We start from the raw sequence: 19017 nt of genomic DNA, 5'->3' as shown, positions 1-19017 counted from the left end.
TTAAGGAGTATTTATATTGGGAATGAAGATAGATAGGGATGTACCTTTATTAGGTGATGAACTCAGAGAGAGTTCACCACCTAATTTTTGCGTGACCAAACTATAAACGATAGATAAACCCAGTCCAGTTCCGCCTGCGTTGCGTGCAGTAGTATAAAAAGGCTCGAATACCTTTTGCTGCGCGTCTATAGGAATGCCACGTCCATTATCAGCTACGGTGAGCGCGACCCCTTTTTCGGTCTTTTCGCAATGCACAGTGATGTGTTTGGTTTGCGTTGTGGTAAATGATGAGAAGGCATGCCGCTGTGCATTAGACAATAAGTTGGTAAGGAGTTGTGCAATGATGCCTGGGCAGGTTGTTATTGTAACTTCTGGCGAGACTGACACGGCGAGCTCAATATTATCCTTTTTTAACATAGGTCTTAAAGGGTTACAAACACTGGGAATATATTCATTTAACGAGATCTCTTCGGTTTCTAACGAGGTCTGGTCTGCAGAGGTTCGTTTGAAGTCTTTAATTAGCTGAGCAGCTCTGATTAAGCTGTTTTCCGCAAGTTCCAATCCCTCGGTACACGTCTCATAAAAATCGCGAAAGCCTGTTTCGCAAAGGGTATCATTTTCGAATTGTTTAAAAATGCGTTTTAGTTCTTCTTGAGAGTGGCTTACCGATGTCAGTGCAATACCAAGGGGGGTATTTACCTCATGTGCAATACCTGCAACTAGATTGCCAAGCGCCGCCATCTTCTCTGACTCGACTAATTTTTCTCGCGCCGAATCCAATGCCAAAGTTCGCTCTTTGACCTTTCTTTCAAGGGATTGATTGGCGTATAAAAGTTGTGCTTCATAATGGGCCCGCTCGTTGGCACTTACCGCCCTTCCGTACAAATCTGCTAGCGATGCGGCAAAAACCATTTCATCCTCGTGCCATTGTCTTGCCATACCTTGGTGCTCGCAGCAGATAATACCTATCATCTTACCCCTATGCCTTATCGGTACGTCCAGCATGGACGTGATCCCCAAGGGGGCCAAATACACATCTGCGAATTCAAATGTGGCGCTATCTGTCATGGCGTTGTGAGCGCTGATGGTACGCTCGGTATCCATCGCGTTGAAATAGTGTGGAAAATCTTGACGCGTGAGGATCAAGTTTTCGTTTTTCAAATCGTTGCCTTTATCGATCAGTAAGCGGCAGTGCACCTCAGATTGGTCGGTGTTCCATAACCAAATACCGGCGCGAGAAATAGAAAGCCCCTCACAGACTGACGTAATAATGAGTCGAGATGCTACATCAAGTTCGCCTTTATCGATGTCTTCACTTTTGCTTACTTGAAGTAAAATGAGCTCTAATGTATCTCTCATACATTGTCATCCGGTTCAAGAGCACGAATTTCGAGGATCCTATCGAAATTTTTTAGCATGACCTGTGTAATGATTGGGTCGAACTGAACACCTGAATTATCTATAAGATATTGTTTTACTTCTTGTTCACTCCACGCCGGTTTATAACAACGTTTTGATAGAAGGGCATCAACTACATCAACAATTGCCATAATACGCCCTTCCACGGGTATATCGTCGCCTGTTAGTCCATCAGGATAGCCCTTACCGTCCCACCGCTCATGATGAGTTCGTGCAATTATCGCTCCCATCTTTGCAACCGTTCGGTTTGAATCAGCAAGCAGGTCGTAACCTTTTTGTGCATGGGTTTTCATTATTTCCCACTCTTGCTCGTCTAGTTTTCCGGGCTTGTGGAGAATACTCTCGGGGATACTTATTTTACCCACATCGTGTAACGCCGCTGAGTAGCGAATAGTATCGACAAAATCGTCATTCATTCCCATCATTCTTGAAATGTGCTCTGTCATCAGCATGACTCTGCGAACGTGACCGCCCGTTTCTTTGCTGCGCATCTCTATGGCGTCACTTAGAACCATGATGAGCTCTTTTTGAGTTTGTTGTAAGTCCTCTTTTTGAGTTAAATTTTGAAAAATAACTGCTACGTTAGAAGCAAACATTTCTAGCGTCTTTCGCTGTAGTTCATTCAATGGGCCATGCAGTTTCACGTACAAAATGTTATGACTATGTTCACCCGTGGGGTAGTAACCAATAAACAGATCGTCTGACTGAAAATGAGTTTTACTCTCTAATACTCTAGTAACTTTTTCTTTTATAGGGCTGGTATCTGTGAGGTTATGCCTGGCGTAACGAGTCCAACCAGGTCGCCGCTCGCTCCGAGCACCGTCATTTTTGTATAGCCGTATAAATCAGTTTGCTGAGTGGTGAGGTAAAGTACTGAGTTGTCTAAGTTCAACAAGGTTAGGGTTTGTTTGAGAACGGCGGTACCAAATTGTGCCAGCGTTTGACTTGCTAACACAGAAGAAGAAGACTTTAGGACCTCCTCCATTCCTCGCTTACCCCTTTCAATTGTTTTTATATCGCGAAATGAGCGAATTGCAGCGTAAACGCATGATTTAAGTTTTAGCGATGACAACTCGGTTTTAGCTTTGTAATCGTTAATGTCGTAATGCCGTATTACATCCTCTTCAGGGGCCTGCCCAGGTTGGCCTGTGCGCAAGATTAAACGTGTCGTATGGTTGTCTAGTTGGTTTCTTATCGCGTCGATAAGAGTCAGTCCCGCGTCATCACTTTCCATCACTACGTCTACAAAGGCGAGAGCGATATTGGGGTGCTCCTCAAAAAGTGCTAGGCCCTCTTTTGCGCTAAAAGCGGATAAGAATTGAACGCCTCTGTTTTCAAATGTGAAGTTTTTAAGCGTCAGCTTTGTTACATCATGAACACCTGGCTCATCATCAATAATAGCAATTTTCCATGGCCGTAATCCTTGGACTTTAGGCTCAGAGGAAGCTTTTTTAAATAGTGGCATGTCGATTCGTCAATAAAAGCAATTAGATAAAAAGTAAAACACAACGTCGTAATGCGCAAATTTAAAAAAACACGTTACTCAAAGGTTGTGCCGTTAATTTAGCCTTACCTAATAGAAATATAGCTGGTAAGGTAAATAACTACAGCAGTCCATATTGTCCAGTGGCATTAAAAAAATTAAAGAGAAGCGATTAATGAACATTCGAAGTAAGCTCATAACCTCATTTCTAGTCGCCGTTACCGTTCCAATTATTGTTTTGGTCGTAACAACTACGGTCCAAACGTTTACACAATCCCGCAATTACTTCGTCAATAGTGCATCCCAAGAAATCAAACAAATAGATAATGCGTTTGAATTGTTTTTCGAAGGAATGAAAGAGCACGTTCGCTACCTTTCTGACGACGTGAGAGTGAAGTCAGCGGCAAACACCTCAATTACCAACTACATAAACCGCTCTGCAGATATGACGCCCCTGAGTAACGGGGATATTGAGAGAAACATTTATGAGTTTCACGGTCAGTTTCGAGAAAAACACCCCAATTTACTGAATGTCTACATGGGAACAGAGACGGGAGGCTTTATTCAATATCCTGCTGAACCCATGACTAACTACGATCCTCGCAAGCGGCCTTGGTACGAGCAGGCAAAGCAAGCGGGAGGTGAGGCCATTATTACCTCACCTTATCAAGGGGTGTCTGGCGGACCGATGATCTCTATTGCCACCACGATAGAATCTGACAGTGGCAGCGTAATAGGCGTGCAGTCTATTGACGTGACCTTAGATACGCTAACGCGATTGGTCAACGATGTTAAAATTGGCGAGTCGGGCTACGTCATCTTAGTCGACGATAATGGTGTGGTGCTTGCTGATCCTCGAAATAAAAGCAACAACTTCAAAAACGTGAGTGAACTGCAAAACTTAGCCATGTACAAGGCGTTGCAAACCCAAAACGACAACACATTTTCTGTCGATACCAAAGAGGGTGAGGTGACCGTAACCAAATATAGTTCACCTAATTTGAAATGGCAGTTTATCGGTGTAATCGAAAGTTCAGATATTGAAGCGCCGGCAAGAAGCATTGTCACCACCATGATGATAGTGCTTGTTGTAATGCTCGTGCTATGCAGTGTACTTGGCGTGTTGCTCGCCGATAAAATTGTTGCGCCTATTTTGCATATCAGTCGAAGCTTAAAAGGTATCGCTGACGGTAAAGGAGATTTAACCCAGCGCCTAAACGTTAAAACACGTGACGAAATTGGTGAGCTTGCCAATTACTTTAACCAGTTTATGAACTCCATTGGTGATTTAATCAGTCAAATTAAAGCGCAAGCACAAACGCTGCACAGCTCATCTCAAGACTTTAAAGCGGTAGCCGAGTCGCTTAATCAAGCAAGTGAAAAACAGGAGCAATCAATAGAGCAAACCGCTACTGCTACCAACCAAATGGCAGCGGCAGCGCAAGAAGTAGCCAGAAGCTGTGTATCAACGCAGGATGCGACAGAACAAACTGATAACGCAAGTCAAAGCGGTCGCGCCATCATAAAAGGTACTGTGGTTCAGGTTGAGCAATTGATGGCGTTGATGCGTGAGGCATCCTCGGCCACTGATGAGCTTGAGAACGAAAGTGGTAATATCAATAAGATTCTTAATGTCATTCGAGATATTGCTGAACAGACAAATTTATTAGCGCTAAACGCCGCCATAGAGTCGGCCAGAGCCGGTGAGCAGGGTAGAGGGTTTGCCGTGGTCGCTGATGAAGTGAGAACCCTTGCAAAACGCTCACACGGTGCAACAGAAGAAATTGATAGCATGCTGAACAAGCTGGTAGAGCGAACGCGATTTGTGTCATCAAAGATGACGACAAGTCTTGAACAATCTGAGCAGGCGACTAAGCAGTCAAATGAGGCAAGCGAAATCTTTGAGAAAATTGGCTTGTTAGTAAAGCAAATCATGAATCAAATAACGCAGATCGCCACAGCAGCTGAACAGCAACATCAAGTGTCAGAAGAGATAAGTAAAAATATCGTGGGAATGCAGGCTTCAACTTTAGAGGTAAGTAAAGCGTCACAGGGCTTGTCGAACAACGCTGAAAACTTGCTGCTGTTATCTGATGATCTTAACGACTTAGTCGGACAGTTTAAGCTTTAGGTTTGGTGCACTAACAAACATAGATATATATAATTATAATCAATCATTTATGCTTGCCTTTGGCATTGCATGATGGGCCGTTGAGCGTTTACTCTATGTTAATAATTTGTAATAGCATAGAGTAAACGAGAGTCTTATGAATTTTGCAGAATTTGCCGCATCAAGAAAGAGTGTTCGTGGTTTTACCAAGCAGCCTGTGTCAAAAATAACTGTGGATTCTATTATCAACGCGGCTAAATGGGCGCCATCTTCATACAATACACAAACGTGGAAGATACACGCTGTGTCCGGCGATGTGCTAGATAAAATACGCAAAGGTAATACAGAAAATACGCTTGCAGGAAAGCCGCATAAACGGGATTTTCCCTACAAGGAAGACTACGAAGGTATTCACCGTCAGCGGCAAATTGATGTCGCCGTTCAGCTGTTTGATGTTATGGGCATCACTCGCGAAGACAAAGAAAAGCGAATGGACTGGATGATGCGTGGTTTTCGTCAATTCGATGCACCTGTATCGTTAGTGCTGACTTATGACAAAACCCTAGAGCCTGCGGGAATTACTCAGTTCGGCTTGGGTTCTCTAGCTTACGGTATTGTACTGGCCGCGTGGGACTTAGGCTTGGGGTGCGTGATTAACGGACAGGGCATTATGCAGTCTGACGTGGTGCACAAGTACGCGAATATTCCAGACGATGAAGCAATTATGATCTGTATAGCGCTTGGCTATCCAGACCCTGACTTTCCTGCCAACTCAGTTCGCTCTACCCGAGCAGACAATGCAGATTTTGTGACCTACCATGGTTTTGAGTAAACGCTAAACAGCTGAACGAAAACTACTCGTTTTTGGCTACTCAACTTTTTCCTGCCGCATAATAATTACAATGATGATAGTGAGTAACAATGCGGTAGGTACTCCCACTAATAAAAACTGCTGTTGACGCACGAAGTACCACGCCAGCGATATCAAAGACACAATTACGGCAGCGGCAAAGCCTAGTTTCAATAATTTCACATTATATTCCTTATCGTTAAGCGTTTAGTTTGTATGAAAATTATATTGAAGTATATGCTTTATTAATATTCTTTAACATTCCCAGAAATTTGAATGATGTTCTGATCCTTAAAGTTGTTATTCAATTACCTAATGGTACGTTAAGTAATTGTGAAAATACTCAACGTCAACCTAAACTCAGTGATGAATGTGAGAGAAAATAATGAAGATAAAATTTAGCTCCATCTCAGATATGTGTAAAAACGTGGGTAAACTCGGATTAAAAGGCAAAATGCTCGCAACTGGCGGTTTATTGCTTTTAACTCCAACCATGGCCCACGCAGCCGCCAACCTTCAGCCAGATGATTTCGTTGGTATTTCATTTTGGTTAATTTCCATGGCTCTTATGGCATCAACCGTGTTTTTCCTATGGGAAACACAAGCTGTAACGGCAAAATGGAAAACATCCTTAACCGTGTCGGCGCTAGTGACGTTTATCGCCGCTGTGCACTATTTCTACATGCGCGACGTGTGGGTAGCAACAGGTGAAACACCAACGGTGTACCGCTATATCGATTGGCTTCTAACGGTGCCACTGTTAATGATTGAATTCTACTTAATATTACGTGCTATTGGCGTAGCTACAGCTGGCATATTCTGGCGCCTACTTATCGGTACGCTAGTCATGCTAATTCCAGGATACCTTGGCGAAGCAGGGTATATGGACCTTACGCTTGGTTTCGTAATTGGTATGCTTGGTTGGTTTTACATTCTGTATGAAGTATTTCTTGGTGAAGCGGGTAAAGCAGCAGAGACTCATGCAAGTGATGCAGTAAAATATGCCTACGGTGCAATGCGTTGGGTTGTAACTATTGGTTGGGCAATCTATCCAATTGGCTATGTAATGGGCTATCTGATCGGCGCTGCTGATGCAGATTCGCTCAATATTATTTATAACTTAGCGGACGTAGTGAACAAAATTGCATTTGGCCTCTTGATTTGGTTCGCCGCAACGAATGAAAGTGACGGTAAACTCAAAAACTAAGAGATTAAGCAGCAGTAACTAACTGTTGCCTTGCGTTATGCACGCTTGCGCTGTAAAGCAGCGCAAGCGTTACTGCCAAGGGTGTGAAAATGAACAAAAGCAAATCTAAAAGCACCAGTAAAAACAGCTTACAGGTAATGGAGTTATTAGAAAAAGAGCTCTTTTCATCTGTATCAGAAAATTCAGCTGCGTGTTACCACCTCCAAAGCGGAGGTTCGAGAACACGGGCAAAACTTTGCCTTCAAGCCTGCGAGGCGTTATCACTTAACGATCAAACTGCTTTAGCACTAGCTAGCTGTGTAGAGCTTTTGCACAACGCTTCGCTAGTTCACGACGACTTGCAGGACAACGACGAACAGCGCCGTGGTCGAGCGTCAGTATGGAGTCGGTTCGGAAAAGACATTGCGCTGTGTGCGGGCGACTTGATGCTGTCAAAAGCCTATGGCGCTCTAAGCAATATTGAAGATGTTGCAAAACTTCCTGCCTTAATTCGTTGTGTTAGCGACAATGTTTCTAAAACGATAGAAGGTCAGTGCAAAGATATCCATCAACAGGTCAAATCACTTGCCGACTTTGAAATTATCGCGGCAGAGAAATCTGGGCCTCTTCTACAGTTATCGTTGGCGCTACCGCTCATTGCAGCTAACCATGAAAGCGTGGTCGACAAAGCAAGTGAAGCCATTCGCCAGTTTGCAATAGCCTATCAAATCGCTGATGACATGGATGATTGGCAGGCAGATTTAGCCAACGGTCAGCTCAATGTAGTTAATTTATTGGCTAGAGAGTCGGATCACGACCAAGCCATCGAACTTGCTAGAACGCGAGCGCAGTATTTACTCAAACGTTGCGAACTTGAATTGAAAGTATTACCTGCCAATTGTGGCGAGTCTGCAACAAAGGCGTGTCAGCTTTTGTTTAAGACTGTGTGTAGGAGCCAAAATGAATAAAGCAGTGGTCATTGGAGCCGGGTTTGGCGGCATTGCATCGGCCTTGCGTATGAAAGCAAAAGGTTACGATGTTACCTTAGTCGATCGCCAAAACGAGTTAGGCGGTCGCGCACGGGTTTTTCGTCGCAACGGTTTTGTTTTTGATGCAGGCCCTACCGTCATTACTGCACCCTTTTTATTCGAAGAGTTATTCGAACTGTTCGGGAAGAAAATTGAAGACTACATAGACATTGTGCCCGTAGAGCCTTGGTATAAATTTGCGTACCCCGATGGCGATACGTTTAACTACGGCGGCACACTTGAAGATACGTTAGAAGAAATTAGGCGTATTTGCCCAGAAGATGAGAACGGCTACCTCGAACTATTAAAAGAATCAGAAGCTATTTTCGATATTGGGTTTAGCCAATTGGCTGATAAACCTTTCCATACCCTTTCTAGCATGGTCTCCCAAATTCCCAATCTCGCTAAGCTTCGTTGCTACCGCAACGTGTGGCAGCTAGTGTGCGAACACTTAAAAAGTGAAAAGCTGCGCCAAGCCTTTTCGATTCAGCCTTTGCTGGTTGGCGGCAACCCATTTGATACGACCTGTATTTATAACCTAATCCATTTTTTAGAGAGAAAGTGGGCAATTCATTTTGCTATGGGAGGGACCGGCGCGTTAGTTCAGGCACTAGGCAAGCTGATGGAAGAGGAAGGCATTAACATACAGCTAAACACCACTATAACGGGTATTGAAACTGAAAATAAGAAAGCCACAAAAGTGCACTGCGAATCGGGTGCCATTGACTGCGATACCCTAGTGTCGAATATCGATCCGAAATACTTGTATTCAAAACTAATTAAAAAAGAAGATCAAAAGCTGTCAGCTCGTATAAAAACCAAGCATGCCAAACTCTCCATGGGACTGTACGTTTTGTATTTTGGTACCACCAAAAAATTTGAAGACATAGCCCATCACACCATCTGGTTAGGCAAGCGTTACGAGCCACTTTTAGATGATATTTTTAATAAGAAAGTGCTAGCAGACGATTTTTCCCTCTATCTACATCGCCCAACAGCAACCGACCCCAGTATGGCGCCTGAAGGTTGCGATAGCTTCTACGTATTATCTCCCGTTCCCAACCTGTCATCCGGAACACAGTGGGAAGACATTCGTGAAGAATATGCAGAGAAAATTATAAAGGCGCTCGAGTCATCTATCATGCCGGGTCTTAGCGACTGCGTTGTTGAACAATTTGACATGACACCAAAAGAATTTTCTGAAGAGTATTTAAGTGTAGAGGGCGCGGGTTTTTCAATTGCACCCACCCTTACTCAGTCGGCGTGGTTCAGATTTCACAATAAATCAGAAGGGATAGAGAACCTCTACCTGTGCGGTGCAGGAACCCACCCTGGTGCTGGGTTACCCGGCGTTCTTTCCTCTGCAAAAGTGGTAGAGAGTTTAATTCCTAGTGTCGCTCCCAATAGAGCCCATGAAGTAGCGCAAGAAAAAGCGACGCAAGCGCCATTAAAAAAAGCAGCAGAGGTAAAGTCTTTTTCCGTTGCAAATTTAGAGAATTGCAACTCTACCGATTCAAGCTTATCCGCATCTCCAGAATTACAAGGCGGGGGCGTGAATGCAAAATGAAGAGGTGGCATTAGCAACACTCGCTAAACATGGTAAGTCTTTTCGTTTTGCAGGATATTTTTTACCTGAAGAAAGACTTACTCAGGCCGCCCGTCTTTACGCCTTTTGTCGCTGGATTGATGACATAGCGGATGAAAGTAGTGACAAACAGCTCGCTAAGACAGAGCTGGAAGATATTCAGCGCGCTATTGACACTGGAACCGAATCATGTGCAAACACGGCAGATTTTCTGTCATTGCAGCGTGAGCTCGGCTTTTCTTCGACGCTTCCCATACAGCTTATAGAGGGTGTAAAACAAGATTTATACACCGTGGATTTTAAAACGCAGGACGACCTTATCAGGTATGCCTACCGGGTAGCAGGCGTAGTGGGGTTAATGATGTGTCCCATTTTAGGCGCTGAGGAGAAAGGGCTGCCTTATGCCACCAACCTCGGCATCGGCATGCAGCTCACCAATATAGCAAGAGACGTTTTTGAAGATGCGCAGATGGAAAGACGATATATTCCGCGTATCTGGTGTGATGTGTCTGCTGAAGATATTGTGAAAAACTCCATTGCCACGCAGCAAAAAGTAATAAATGCCACAAAGCGATTACTGGCATTGAGTGAGTGTTATTATAATAGCGGTTGGCAAGGGTTACGGTACTTACCTAAAAATAGCAGAAATGCCATTGCCATCGCTGCTTCAGTGTACCGCGAAATAGGCATTAAGTTAGCAGCACGTCACAACTATGCGTATTGGGAAGGAAGAACCCGAGTAGGGTTACCTAAGAAAATACTGATTGCTTCTTCTGTCATGGTGAGAGGCGGTTACCCAGTATTTGCTGAAAAGCGTGCGCCAAGTATTGATGTGCTTCACGCTTCTATTACTGATCTGCAGCCCGCTAGCATTATTAATGACTAATGATAACGTAGACATTATTATTCGAGGGGCAGGGTTATCAGGCATGTCCCTACTATTAGCGTTAATCGAACAAGGCTACTCGGGAAACGTATTAGTCGTTGAAAAGCGCGCTAAACCCGAAACACAAAAAACTTGGTGTTTCTGGGGCGAGCAAAATATTTCATCCTCCCTACATCACTTAATTAAACGCCGCTGGTTTTCGTGGTCATTCTCAAATGGCGGTCAAGAATATCACCACTTTACACCATCAGGTGAACATGCCTACTGCTGCTTACAGGCCGAAGATTTTTATCAATACGCCTTTGACAGGCTCAAAGGCCTGCCCACCATAGAATGGCTGTGGAATACCGATAGTGAGCTGATTGATACTGTTGATGTGCATGCCGACACCTATGCCAGCGCCAATAGTGTTGAGCTAGCGCTGAAAGGCCGGCGGGTTTCAGCGTCCTTTGGATTTGACAGTGCGTGCGGCATCTCTCTGCCAGAAGGTAATACTATCCATCAGTATTTTGTTGGTGCGTGGGTGAAAACGTCCAGCAAGTCGTTTAACGCAAAAAAAGCCGCACTGATGTCAAACATGACCGCTGATGAAAGCTGTTTTGAGTTCACCTATATTTTACCCTTCGATTCAGACTATGCACTTATTGAGCTAACTCGCTTTTCAATGCGCGATGAATCCCTTGCCGATATGCAGTCTGCCTGTGAGAAAATAGTCAATAATGGTGATTATGGCAATGATGTGGTTATTGAAAAGTGGGAGAAGGGGGTGCTGCCAATGGATACACGAATAGCACCCATTAAGGTAGGCAATTGGAACAGTATTGGTGCGCGAGGCAGTATGATTAGAGCGTCGTCTGGGTATGCGTTTTTAACCATTCAGCGGTGGGCGCAAAAAACAGCCCAAAGCCTCTGCAGAGAAAATAAATTACCTCTAGCCAAGCCCATGTCACCGCTATACTCTGCGTTAGACTCTTTGTTTTTGAAGGTAATGAGAAAAAACATGGCGCTGTCCCCAACACTGTTTAACGCAATGGCTAAACATGTGAATGCTGATGTGTTTGCCCGCTTTATGACAGAGAACGCTACTTTTTCAGACGTTCTGTCTATTATCAAGGTCATGCCTACTAGACCGTTCGTCAAAGCGCTTTTTACCCCAGAACGCTCATGAATACCCTTCGGCTTTTTAATTATTTTACCATTTCAAGTATCGTGCTTTGGATAGCCTGGTACGCCGCCTTTCCCATTTCAAATGATGGGATAGGCATAGCTGCTCTTATTGTTATTTTCATCATGGGAATGCCTCATGGGGCACTAGATATCCTTATGCTTAAGTCTTTAAGCAAGCAAGGCATGGGGAAATACCGCTTCAGTTACGGCGTGAAGCTCAGCATACTTGTTTGCGTGTATACCGCATTAGTGGTGATGGCGTTTTTTGCATGGATGTTGTTGCCAACAGTGTGCCTTTTAGTGTTTTTAACTATTGGCGCTGCCCACTTCAGGCACGACTGGCAGCAAACACGTTCGACACCCGCATGGTGTCTCAGTACCGTGGTGGTGACAGCCCCATCGTTGGTGTATTCACAGCGTCTTGAAGATGTTTTTGAATGGCTTTTTGTACCCGCCTACCATGCGTCCATTATCGCCTTAGTCATGCAGGTGATAGCAATGCTGTGCATTGCACTTGTACTGGCTTATTGGTTAAAAAACAGTATTGAGACGCCAGTTGTGAGGAACATGATTATTGTTGTGATGTGCGCGTGCGTGTTGCCTCCCCTTGTCTTTTTTACGCTGTATTTTTGTATTGTTCACTCTGTTTACCACACAGTGTTAGTGCAAAAAACAATGCAGATGAATTTCAAAAGTTTGGCCGTAGCTACGCTGGTTCCCATGCTAGGAACTGTCGCGATTTTTAGCGCGGGCTATTGGTATTTTATCGAAGCAGAGACATTAAGTGTGTACTACCCGCTCATCTTTATTGGGCTATTTGCAGTAACGTGCCCCCATGTCGTGCTCACACATCTTTGTAAGCACCATAGCTAGGCATTAGGCGTTGGCTTTTGTTCTCTTGCACTCACGAAGCGCTGCAGTAATTCTGCAAACCAAGCAGTATAGCTGTGTGGGTTTTGTGATAATTCAGTCCTAATGTCTTGTTCGCTTACCCAGCGAGTAGCGCTAACTTCATCAGGGTTAGGTGATAGAGCGACGTCGTTGTCATTGCAATACTGAACGAAAATATGATCATACTCATGCTCAGTAAGCCCATTATCCAATGACGCTTTGTACGTCATTGCACCAACGTACTCAGGGTTAGGTAAATGGGTAACACCTAGCTCTTCAAAAACGCGACGCTTTACTGCACTATCAAGCCTTTCTCCTTCTCGAGGGTGAGAACAGCAGGCATTACTCCATTTGCCACCGCTGTGGTATTTATCACTGGCTCTTTGTTGAAGTAAATGTTCAAAGCCGTTTTCGGTTTTTCTCACTAGCATCAGTGAAAAAGCAAGGTGGAGAAGACCGTGTTGATGAGCTTGCAGTTTCTCGCATGTACCTACCATATTGCCCATTGAATTGACTAACACTACTGATTCATTCATAACAGTACCCATCTAAAAGAACCTGCCCAATATTTATTAATATATACGCGTGGGGGACAATATGGTTTTACGTTGGTTGAAGTAAGTAGTCATGCAGGGCTGCTGTGCGATAACAGTGACTTTCCTACCGCTAAAATTCAAACTAAGAAGGTACAGATATCCTATTGGTAACTTACCTTGTTCAGTGATAAATGTAATACGGGGGTAAACGGTGTGGCGCCAAACTCGCGCTAATAAACAGACTCATTCGACCCACTTATTAGCGCGTTTTTTTATACTTACTAGTTTAGACGTATGCGCGGCTTGCAGCAGCGCAGTCGCTTAATTAGTAGCGCAGCCGCTTAATTAGCCTAAAACCAGAGAGTTTAAGCGTTAGGCAGCCAGTGTGAGAATTTCTCTTGCCTTTGCTAGGTCAATGTCGCCATGCTCACCAAGCGCAGTTAGGCCGTTTCGCTCTAGGTTATCAACTAATCCATCAATCGCTGATTTATCAATATCATAATCAGACAAACGAGTTTTGACCTGCATTGTTTCAAAGAAATCTTGAACGGCTTTAATCGTCAAATCTATCGCCTTTTCTTCATTTTGTTCTGAAATATTAAATACGCGCTCACCAAGCTGCAAAATCTTCTCTTTCTTGCTGTCACGTTGAACATACATCAGCGAAGGCAATACTATAGCTAGCGTTACCGCATGGTCTAAACCGTGAAGTGCCGTCAATTCGTGACCAATCATGTGAGTGCCCCAATCTTGTGGAACGCCTTTGCCAATAAGGCCATTTAATGCCATTGTCGCCGACCACATAACGTTAGCTCTTACGTCGTAATCAGTAGGTGTTGCTAGTGACTTAGGACCTTCTTCAATAAGCGTTTGCAAAATGCCTTCTGCAAACCTGTCTTGTAACGGCGCGTTAACTGAGTAGGTGAGGTACTGCTCAATAACATGCACAAAAGCGTCTACCACACCATTTGATACCTGTCGCATCGGCAGCGAATAGGTAAATTCAGGGTCGAGTACTGCAAATACCGGCTGAACAGATTCTGATGAAAACGCACGCTTCTGTGACGTTTCTTTGCGATTTACCACTGAATTACCGTTACTTTCTGAGCCAGTTGCAGGCAGTGTAAGCACGGCACCAATGGGTAATGGATTTTCAAACGGCGCTTCTTTAATTAAGATATCCCACGGGTCGCCAGCAAAGTTGACGGCGGCTGCGACAAATTTTGCTCCGTCGATAACACTTCCGCCACCCACAGCAAGAATAAAATTAACCTTGTTCTCACGAGCCACTTCAACGGCTCTCATCAGCGTTGAAAATTCTGGGTTTGGCTCAACACCGTGAAACTCTACAACCTCGGCATCGCCAAGTGCTTCAATGGTTTTATCGTAAATGCCGTTCTTTTTAATCGAGCCACCGCCATACAGAAAGAGTACCTTCGCATTTATAGGTAAACGAGTAGCTACTTCATTGAGTTGGCCCTTGCCAAAAAGCACTTCGGTTTGATTTTTAAATGTAAAATTAAGCATAGTCAGTTTTTCGTCCTTATTAGTCTTGTTCATTCAGTTGGTTGATAAGCTTTTCAGCGAGTAGTTTGTCTGAGAAGGGGTTTTGTCCCGTGATAAGCTCGCGGTCCACGACCACGTGAGGGGCCCACATTTCCTCATAACTCATGTCGCCGCCAGCAGTGCTCATTGCATCGGAAGGATAGTAAAGTAACCCTGCATCGGTAAGGGTGCTCTCAAAGTACTCTTCTTCAGCTTCCGAGAAAATCGTCATTTCATAACCCGCGTAAATCCAGTCGTCAGCCTCTGCAACGGCTTGGCTTTTAAGTGCTGAATTAAACGCTTCAGGGTTGTTTTGTGCGGATAAAAGCGCGATAGGGCCATGGCATATTGCGGCGGTGGGCTTTTCTGCATTATGAAAATAGCTCAAAATTTTACCCACTTCAGGGTTGTTGGCTAAGTCGATAAGTGGGGCGTGGCCGCCAGGAATAAACACGCCCTTGTAGTTATTTAAACCTGCATCAATGACTTCTGAAAGCGAAAGGGTATCGTCAATGCCATCAATAGAGGCAACAAAGCGTTGTATTTGCTCCATGTAAGCACTGTCACCGCCAAAATACTGCGGGATCACCGATTTACTGTCTACGGCGGGCGCATTGCCTTTCGGTGTGGCTAAAACTAGAGTGTAACCGGCGTCGACCAGTGCTTTCGCGGGTACGCCAAATTCATTTAAATAATAGCCTGTTGGCTCTGTTTTACCCTCTGTAAGTTGCATTCTATCTTCACTAGATAGCAGTACCAGTACCTCACCTTTAGTTTCAGTCTGACTCTCATGACCTTTACCGCTTCCACTTTCGTGTCCATGACTGAAAGCGCTCAGCGATAGCGATGATGATGAGATAAGTAATAGTATCGGTAGTGTCTTGTTCACAGAAAATCCTTAGTAATTTAAGTTGAATGCTTCAATGGTGTGTATCTTACGGCGGTTTAATTGGCACGAGAAGTCAGATAAGTTAGTATCAGCCATCAATAATCTGATGGGTAAGTCGATGTCATATCTAACGCAGTTAAAAACGTTTGTTGAAGTATATCGCAGTGGCAACATTACTCGTGCCGCATCGAGACTTCATATGTCACAGCCTGCAGTCACATCGCATATTCAAGCAATGGAATCCATTGTGGGTAAGGAGCTGTTTGTTCGAAAAGCGAGAGGCGTAGAGCCAACCCCAATTGCAGATGATCTTGCGCTTCAAGTATCTAGTCATATCGACATTCTTGAGCAAAAAGTAGCGTCTATTCGAAGTCGAGCTTCAACAGACCACGGTACGCTGCACCTTGCTGGGCCAGCTGAATATCTCAGCTCTGTAGCAGGGCCAACACTCGCCAATCTGCTGCAGGCTGACAGAGTGAACTTGGTTGTTCATACCGGCAATAAAACAGATATTTATGGCCTGTTAAAAAACGACGTTGCCGAACTTGCCATCACCGGCTCTGAGCCCGAATCGACGATGTATGAATATCAAAAGCTAGACAAAGAGCGACTTATTCTTGTGATGAACCGAGTCCAGGGCAAGTTGATAGGAGATCGCGAGGTTACGGCTTCCCTACTAAACGCGCACAAAGTGGTTGCCTACGATGAACAACTTCCGCTCATCCGCCGATATTTCGCTGATGTTTTCAATGCAAAATGCGACTCGCCTGTGGCAGCCATTTGTCCTGATATAAGAGCTATAGCGTCTATTGTTACGTCGGGAGTTGGGTATTCAGTGTTGCCAGATTACCTTTGTAAACGAGGAATAAAACAGGGAGAATTAATTCAGCTAGGCAAGGCTGGTCCTGAAAATGATTTATATTTAGTGTGGAAAAAAGGCGCGCTTTCTAACCCGAGAGTCGATTTTGCCAAGGACGTTATCACGGCGTTCACAAACTTAAATTACCTAGCTGAATATCCAAGCTAATATCTAAGTTAACAATATCAGCAAAATACAGAATGAGTAATAACGAGGTATTAATGGCTAAACCCCGTAAAAAAACTCCTGAAAAAACCGTTCAAATCTATTGTACAAGGTGTAAATGCTTACTTTATAAATACAAAAAAGGAGGCAAGGGCGCCTTGGTTAAGTGTTTCAAAGAGCGCATTACTGAAGACTTCACAAAAGAAGAGGGCATATGCCCTAACTGCGAACAGCAGTTTGCTCGAGATGCATTAATTCGAGGAACCCCTTCTTTGAAAATGATTGGCGGTAAGGTGAATATGAAGTAAATGACAAAAAAATTTGCTCTATAGAAAAAGTTACCTAAATTTAAGTATATGGAGTGCGTTAATTAGGGAATGGGTAATTATTAAAAGCATCAACAATAAGCATTAACGAGCGAGAAGTATATGTCGATCCAGCGTAAGTTTTTATTAGCAGTCTGTTCTGTCATCGCTTTACTAGCCTTGGTTATCGCAATTATTACGGTAGTCACTACGTCCTCTAGCGTTGTAAAGCAAATAGAAATACAAAAACAAAACACAGCAGACAGGCTTGTCAATATTCTCACCGTTACTGACGCTATTATATTAGAGCGAGTGAAAAGCAGCATGTCCCTGCTCAAACAACGAGGCAACGAATTAGGTGTTCCCCGTCAAGGAGAAGTTGTCACCGTAAAAGAAACACCCGCTCAGCAGTTATTTCTCGGTTCTCAGGCGCAAGCTAACAACTTTTCACTAGTAGATGGGTTAACTGACGTGATGGGCGGAACTGCCACCCTTTTCAGCAAAACCGGAGATGACTACATAAGGGTTAGTACAAATGTGATTAAAGACGGCGCAAGAGCGATTGGTACTAAGCTTGCCCCATCCGGTAAAGCCATAAAGCAAATAGAGCAACAAAAAGCCTATTATGGTGCTGTGGATATCCTAGGTAGTCCTTATCTCACTGGTTATGAGCCTATGTTTAACGCCCAAGGACGCGTTATTGGCATATGGTACGTAGGCTATTCTGCGGATTTAAACGTGCTTGAGGATGCTATTAAGAAAAGTCACCTTCTGGATGAAGGGTTCGTTGCATTAAGAGATGGCAAGGGCAATATTCGCATGCACTCGTCTCATGTAAATGAACAAACCGTGCAGTCTGCGCTTAGCGATAGTGATAAATGGTCGACCACTATCGTGCCATTTAAAGCGTGGGGCTACGATATTATTCTAGTTGCGTCAGAAAGCGAAAAGTCGTCACTGATAAGCGCCGCTGTTTTTGCCGTTATCGTCAAAGTACTTGTAGCCAGTGCAGGGGTGCTCATTACCATTTGGTTGCTTGTTAAGTACATAGTGGGTCGACCCCTTGAAGAATTTATTGCTGTGGTGACCAACTTAACCTCAGGGGAAGGCGACCTTACTTTTAGGTTTGAAGGAAAGAGAAGCGATGAATTTGGGCAGATGGCAAGAGCTTTCAACAAGCTTTTAAGCCAACTCCAAGAGACATTGCGAAATGTTGATGCCACAACCGGTGGAATGCTCACCAAATCACAGCAATTGAACAAAACAGCAGAACAGTCCAGTAACTCGGTGTCATTACTCTCTATGGAAACGGATAAAATTGATTCAGCCATTGTCTTGCTGCAAGAAAATACTGATAGTGTATCGGCGTGTATTACTAGTTCAAGTGAAGCTGCCACAGCAGCAGATAGCGATACCAGAACCAGCGTAAGCGTGCTTGCTCAGACAATTGATGATATTCAATCCCAAGCCAATGATGTTGATGAGTCAGTGAAAGTGATTGATGAGTTAGCGCAAGCCAGTGAGGAAATAAGTGGCGTAATGGAAGTGATAAGAAACATTGCGGAGCAGACAAACTTGTTGGCATTAAATGCGGCAATTGAAGCGGCAAGGGCGGGGGAACAGGGTCGAGGTTTTGCAGTAGTTGCTGATGAAGTTCGCTCTCTTGCAAGTAGGACGCAATCATCAACGGAAGAAATTCGCATCATGATCGAGCGTTTACAGCAAGGAAGTAGAGAAGCAGCATCAAAAATGAATCGCAATAAGGACACGGCGTTTAAAACTCTTGACGTAACTAAAAATGCCGGCACTTCACTCGAACAAGCGTTAGGCGCAGTGGCGCGAATTACTCAATTAAATCAAGAGGCCTCTCATACTGCACAAGGGCAAAAAGAGGTGGCGAGAAACGTTATCCAGGGCGTTGAGAGTATTAAAGCTGTTGGTGATGCTAATCGCAATTATGCCACCGAGGTGGCGGTGAGTTGTAACGAGTTGGTTGAGCAAATCAAACTAATGCAAACTCAACTCAGACGCTATCGTTTTTGATAAAAGGCTGTCAGGACTTGTTACGTTATTCTTATTAAATTAATCAACTATTTGCGATGAACCCACTAAA

General features: G+C 44.1%; 18 protein-coding genes and 1 pseudogene. 11 read left to right on the top strand and 8 right to left on the bottom strand.

The genetic code is table 11. The annotated features are described in order from the left end of the window. From ACOJR9_RS11805 to ACOJR9_RS11790, 4 genes and pseudogenes are all read right to left on the bottom strand, one after another. Nucleotides 1–1359 carry a sensor histidine kinase gene (locus ACOJR9_RS11805; protein ID WP_420933165.1) on the bottom strand — a complete coding sequence of 453 codons (1359 nt, stop codon included), beginning with the start codon at nucleotides 1357–1359 and terminating at the stop codon, nucleotides 1–3. Next, nucleotides 1356–2015, bottom strand: coding sequence for an HD-GYP domain-containing protein (locus ACOJR9_RS11800; protein ID WP_420933164.1), 660 nt, complete (start codon nucleotides 2013–2015; stop codon nucleotides 1356–1358). The genes ACOJR9_RS11805 and ACOJR9_RS11800 overlap by 4 nt, the downstream gene beginning before the upstream one ends. 6 nt (nucleotides 2016–2021) lie before the next feature. Next, nucleotides 2022–2171: pseudogene (locus ACOJR9_RS11795) on the bottom strand (hypothetical protein); the annotation flags it as partial. Next, nucleotides 2168–2884 (bottom strand): DUF3369 domain-containing protein, encoded by a 717-nt coding sequence (locus tag ACOJR9_RS11790; RefSeq protein ID WP_420933163.1) that lies wholly within the window; start codon nucleotides 2882–2884, stop codon nucleotides 2168–2170. The pseudogene ACOJR9_RS11795 and the gene ACOJR9_RS11790, both read right to left, overlap by 4 nt. 193 nt (nucleotides 2885–3077) lie before the next feature. Between ACOJR9_RS11790 and ACOJR9_RS11785 the strand changes: the two genes are divergently transcribed. Next, a complete protein-coding gene (locus ACOJR9_RS11785) occupies nucleotides 3078–5033 on the top strand; it encodes a methyl-accepting chemotaxis protein (RefSeq protein ID WP_420933162.1) in 1956 nt (651 codons plus the stop codon). A gap of 136 nt (nucleotides 5034–5169) precedes the next feature. Then, nucleotides 5170–5844 carry a nitroreductase gene (locus ACOJR9_RS11780; RefSeq protein WP_420933161.1) on the top strand — a complete coding sequence of 225 codons (675 nt, stop codon included), beginning with the start codon at nucleotides 5170–5172 and terminating at the stop codon, nucleotides 5842–5844. Between the two features lie 36 nt (nucleotides 5845–5880). Here the strand turns inward: ACOJR9_RS11780 and ACOJR9_RS11775 are convergent, their stop codons facing one another. Beyond that, complete coding sequence (locus tag ACOJR9_RS11775) at nucleotides 5881–6045, bottom strand: hypothetical protein (protein WP_420933160.1); 165 nt, start codon at nucleotides 6043–6045, stop codon at nucleotides 5881–5883. Nucleotides 6046–6316: 271 nt separating this feature from the next. On the opposite strand from ACOJR9_RS11775, the gene ACOJR9_RS11770 reads away from it, so the two are divergent. From ACOJR9_RS11770 to ACOJR9_RS11745, 6 genes are all read left to right on the top strand, one after another. Beyond that, complete coding sequence (locus ACOJR9_RS11770; protein ID WP_420936117.1) at nucleotides 6317–7069, top strand: bacteriorhodopsin-like; 753 nt, start codon at nucleotides 6317–6319, stop codon at nucleotides 7067–7069. 89 nt (nucleotides 7070–7158) lie between these two features. Beyond that, nucleotides 7159–8016 (top strand): polyprenyl synthetase family protein, encoded by an 858-nt coding sequence (locus tag ACOJR9_RS11765; protein WP_420933159.1) that lies wholly within the window; start codon nucleotides 7159–7161, stop codon nucleotides 8014–8016. Continuing rightward, nucleotides 8009–9643, top strand: coding sequence for a phytoene desaturase family protein (crtI, locus tag ACOJR9_RS11760; protein WP_420933158.1), 1635 nt, complete (start codon nucleotides 8009–8011; stop codon nucleotides 9641–9643). Before ACOJR9_RS11765 ends, crtI begins: the two co-directional genes overlap by 8 nt. Continuing rightward, a complete protein-coding gene (locus tag ACOJR9_RS11755; protein ID WP_420933157.1) occupies nucleotides 9633–10547 on the top strand; it encodes a phytoene/squalene synthase family protein in 915 nt (304 codons plus the stop codon). Before crtI ends, ACOJR9_RS11755 begins: the two co-directional genes overlap by 11 nt. Further along, the gene (locus ACOJR9_RS11750) at nucleotides 10540–11715 is read left to right on the top strand and encodes a lycopene cyclase family protein (RefSeq protein WP_420933156.1); all 1176 of its coding nucleotides are present in this window, start codon (nucleotides 10540–10542) and stop codon (nucleotides 11713–11715) included. Before ACOJR9_RS11755 ends, ACOJR9_RS11750 begins: the two co-directional genes overlap by 8 nt. Then, complete coding sequence (locus ACOJR9_RS11745; protein WP_420933155.1) at nucleotides 11712–12587, top strand: Brp/Blh family beta-carotene 15,15'-dioxygenase; 876 nt, start codon at nucleotides 11712–11714, stop codon at nucleotides 12585–12587. The genes ACOJR9_RS11750 and ACOJR9_RS11745 overlap by 4 nt, the downstream gene beginning before the upstream one ends. On the opposite strand, the gene idi is transcribed toward ACOJR9_RS11745, so the two are convergent. The 3 genes from idi to ACOJR9_RS11730 all read right to left on the bottom strand — a co-directional run bounded on the left by idi (nucleotide 12584) and on the right by ACOJR9_RS11730 (nucleotide 15575). Next, nucleotides 12584–13141 carry an isopentenyl-diphosphate Delta-isomerase gene (gene idi, locus ACOJR9_RS11740; protein ID WP_420933154.1) on the bottom strand — a complete coding sequence of 186 codons (558 nt, stop codon included), beginning with the start codon at nucleotides 13139–13141 and terminating at the stop codon, nucleotides 12584–12586. The two genes, ACOJR9_RS11745 and idi, sit on opposite strands and share 4 nt — an antisense overlap. Before the next feature lie 372 nt (nucleotides 13142–13513). Then, nucleotides 13514–14668 carry an iron-containing alcohol dehydrogenase gene (locus ACOJR9_RS11735; protein ID WP_420933153.1) on the bottom strand — a complete coding sequence of 385 codons (1155 nt, stop codon included), beginning with the start codon at nucleotides 14666–14668 and terminating at the stop codon, nucleotides 13514–13516. A 19-nt stretch (nucleotides 14669–14687) separates the two neighbouring features. Further along, entirely contained in the window at nucleotides 14688–15575 is an 888-nt protein-coding gene (locus tag ACOJR9_RS11730) for a type 1 glutamine amidotransferase domain-containing protein (RefSeq protein WP_420933152.1), read from the bottom strand. Nucleotides 15576–15693: 118 nt separating this feature from the next. Here ACOJR9_RS11730 and ACOJR9_RS11725 point away from each other — a divergent pair, with 118 nt between their 5' ends. From ACOJR9_RS11725 to ACOJR9_RS11715, 3 genes are all read left to right on the top strand, one after another. After that, nucleotides 15694–16602, top strand: coding sequence for a LysR family transcriptional regulator (locus tag ACOJR9_RS11725; RefSeq protein WP_420933151.1), 909 nt, complete (start codon nucleotides 15694–15696; stop codon nucleotides 16600–16602). A gap of 53 nt (nucleotides 16603–16655) precedes the next feature. Beyond that, a complete protein-coding gene (locus tag ACOJR9_RS11720) occupies nucleotides 16656–16907 on the top strand; it encodes a hypothetical protein (RefSeq protein WP_420933150.1) in 252 nt (83 codons plus the stop codon). Between the two features lie 120 nt (nucleotides 16908–17027). After that, nucleotides 17028–18947 carry a Cache 3/Cache 2 fusion domain-containing protein gene (locus ACOJR9_RS11715; protein ID WP_420933149.1) on the top strand — a complete coding sequence of 640 codons (1920 nt, stop codon included), beginning with the start codon at nucleotides 17028–17030 and terminating at the stop codon, nucleotides 18945–18947. Nucleotides 18948–19017 lie beyond the last annotated feature (70 nt).

The sequence above is a fragment of the Alteromonas ulvae genome (assembly GCF_048987005.1).
Classification (GTDB): Bacteria; Pseudomonadota; Gammaproteobacteria; order Enterobacterales; family Alteromonadaceae; genus Alteromonas.
The sequence above is the reverse complement of the archived record's forward strand: the minus strand, read 5'-3'. Positions and strand labels throughout refer to the sequence as shown.

What these genes read in the sequence shown, in the direction of transcription:
- ACOJR9_RS11785 (WP_420933162.1), top strand. Translation starts at nt 3,078, where the DNA reads ATGAACATTCGAAGTAAGCTCATAACCTCATTTCTAGTCGCCGTTACC.
- ACOJR9_RS11715 (WP_420933149.1), top strand. Translation starts at nt 17,028, where the DNA reads ATGTCGATCCAGCGTAAGTTTTTATTAGCAGTCTGTTCTGTCATCGCT.
- ACOJR9_RS11720 (WP_420933150.1), top strand. Translation starts at nt 16,656, where the DNA reads ATGGCTAAACCCCGTAAAAAAACTCCTGAAAAAACCGTTCAAATCTAT.
- ACOJR9_RS11805 (WP_420933165.1), bottom strand. Translation starts at nt 1,359, where the DNA reads ATGAGAGATACATTAGAGCTCATTTTACTTCAAGTAAGCAAAAGTGAA.
- crtI (WP_420933158.1), top strand. Translation starts at nt 8,009, where the DNA reads ATGAATAAAGCAGTGGTCATTGGAGCCGGGTTTGGCGGCATTGCATCG.
- ACOJR9_RS11725 (WP_420933151.1), top strand. Translation starts at nt 15,694, where the DNA reads ATGTCATATCTAACGCAGTTAAAAACGTTTGTTGAAGTATATCGCAGT.
- ACOJR9_RS11735 (WP_420933153.1), bottom strand. Translation starts at nt 14,668, where the DNA reads ATGCTTAATTTTACATTTAAAAATCAAACCGAAGTGCTTTTTGGCAAG.
- ACOJR9_RS11745 (WP_420933155.1), top strand. Translation starts at nt 11,712, where the DNA reads ATGAATACCCTTCGGCTTTTTAATTATTTTACCATTTCAAGTATCGTG.
- ACOJR9_RS11790 (WP_420933163.1), bottom strand. Translation starts at nt 2,884, where the DNA reads ATGCCACTATTTAAAAAAGCTTCCTCTGAGCCTAAAGTCCAAGGATTA.
- ACOJR9_RS11755 (WP_420933157.1), top strand. Translation starts at nt 9,633, where the DNA reads ATGCAAAATGAAGAGGTGGCATTAGCAACACTCGCTAAACATGGTAAG.
- ACOJR9_RS11770 (WP_420936117.1), top strand. Translation starts at nt 6,317, where the DNA reads ATGCTCGCAACTGGCGGTTTATTGCTTTTAACTCCAACCATGGCCCAC.
- ACOJR9_RS11765 (WP_420933159.1), top strand. Translation starts at nt 7,159, where the DNA reads ATGAACAAAAGCAAATCTAAAAGCACCAGTAAAAACAGCTTACAGGTA.
- ACOJR9_RS11780 (WP_420933161.1), top strand. Translation starts at nt 5,170, where the DNA reads ATGAATTTTGCAGAATTTGCCGCATCAAGAAAGAGTGTTCGTGGTTTT.
- ACOJR9_RS11750 (WP_420933156.1), top strand. Translation starts at nt 10,540, where the DNA reads ATGACTAATGATAACGTAGACATTATTATTCGAGGGGCAGGGTTATCA.
- ACOJR9_RS11800 (WP_420933164.1), bottom strand. Translation starts at nt 2,015, where the DNA reads ATGTTTGCTTCTAACGTAGCAGTTATTTTTCAAAATTTAACTCAAAAA.
- idi (WP_420933154.1), bottom strand. Translation starts at nt 13,141, where the DNA reads ATGAATGAATCAGTAGTGTTAGTCAATTCAATGGGCAATATGGTAGGT.